The following is a 1902-nucleotide window of genomic DNA, read 5'->3' as shown; positions in this document are numbered from 1 at the left end:
GTATATGTTGTTCATAAAGCTCTGTATTACGTTTGTATACAACGCCTTCAAGCCAATTTTCTATAATTTTCTTTCTTTGAACCATAACAATTAAAAACACAATTATACAAAGAAGTAAAACTGCCGCGCCGATTAACCACGGATGTTGAGATCTTGCCAATTTTGCGTTGTAATCATAAGTTTTTCGCATCCATTGTCCTGAAATTCCCTTTGTATCTACAAGAGAGAGCGCTTTATCTATAATAGAACATAAAACTGTTTCGTTTATATTAAGTCCATAAGTAGAGTCAAAAGTAAAATCGAATACAAAGTTAGCCTTGAAGCCTGATCGTTCGTCATAATTGGTCATCATAAGAAGCTGACTTATATTAGCCATTATCATATCAACTTCGCCGCGTTCCAAAGCGGTAAAAGCTGCGTTAGAGCTTTCATATTCAACGGTATTTTTATGATCGGGAAACCATGTTTTAAATAATGACGTATACGCGGTTTCCTTAATTAAACCTACTTTTATATGCAGAAGATCGTTGACATAGATTCCCGGATAGTCTAATCGTGAAATAAGCGCACAGTTATCTGTCAGTATCGAAGTTTGCGGCCATAAAAACTTTCCTATACGTTCTTCCGAGCGTAAAAGCTCGGTTATCATTGATACTTTCCCGCTTTCCAGCAATTTAAGTAATTCAGGCCATTCAGCTTTTTTATCATTGGCTATTGTAAAATTTAAATCTGTAAGTGTTTTTATTTCTTTTAATACATCATGCGAAATTCCCTGCCATTGCTTTTCATATTTATTGTAAAAACTAACCGGATAATTATCATACTCCGAGGCAATTAATACAACCTTATGTTCACGTATATACATTTTTTCTTCTTCGGTTAAACGCATAAACAATTTATGACGTCTGTGTTGATTTTCCCCCAGTTTATACAGTCTGGTTAAATAAGACAAAGAACCGTTATCCAAAGCCTTTTGCACAATTGATATGATTGGTTCAAAGTCTTTGTTAGCTGTTGTCAGGGAAACCGGACTGTAAATTACAGGGAGAAAATTTTCGGATATTACATCATAGTACATATCAAAAGCCGCTTCTGACGGACTTTCGTCAAAAAAGGCGTCGGCTTCTCTGTTTTTAAGAACATTGTAAGCCGTAGTATAATCGCTAACCTTGATAACTTCAAATTCGCCGCTTAAACGCGATATAACATCGTCTATCGTGGTAGTATCTTCCAAAAAGCAACAACGCAACGGATGGGAACGCATAACCTCCATAATGGGCTTACTGCCGGTAATACGGAAAGTTTTTATTGATCGTTCTACAATGGCATCGGTCATAAAATAAACTTTTCTGCGTTCGTCAGTCGCGGTCATTTCGCCGGTAAAATCGCTTTTCTTTTCGTTAATTCCCGTTACCAAATCGCCCCATTCATAAATAGCCGGTTTAAACTTAATATCGAACAACCATGAAAGCCATGCGCAAAACAGTGATGAATATCCTTCTATTTCGCCGTTTTCTCCGACAAAGGTTTCAACGGACTCTTGTATTCCATAGACAAAGAAAGGTGTTTTTTCTTTCAGCGCCTCGACAGCTTTTATTTCATCTTCCGTTACGCCGGGAATGTCCCTGTACGAATTAAATGTTGTAACCCCATCATTCGCGTTTTTTGAAGATTTTTCACAACATAAGAGCATAATCGGCAAAAGCGCCACTGCCAAGAGCTTGAGTATTATCCGGTTCGACATTTTTTTTGACATATTCTCTTTAACCCCTCTTTATACTTACTTTCTCATAAAAACATTTATTTTGTCCAGAACATCATCAATATTAAAAGGTTTCCCAACATGACTGTTCATGCCCGCATCTATGCATTTCTGAATATCTTCCTTAAATACATTAGCGG

Annotated in this window: 1 protein-coding gene; it reads right to left on the bottom strand. The window is 36.8% G+C overall.

All coding sequences use genetic code 11. The features are described from left to right. Positions 1-1756: transporter substrate-binding domain-containing protein (locus tag ACYVTD_RS12175; RefSeq protein WP_461248025.1), on the bottom strand; the 1756-nt coding region annotated here is incomplete at its 3' end. Positions 1757-1902: the final 146 nt, after the last annotated feature.

Source organism: Treponema sp. R6D11 (genome assembly GCF_054786075.1).
This window is presented reverse-complemented; position numbering and strand designations above follow the sequence as displayed.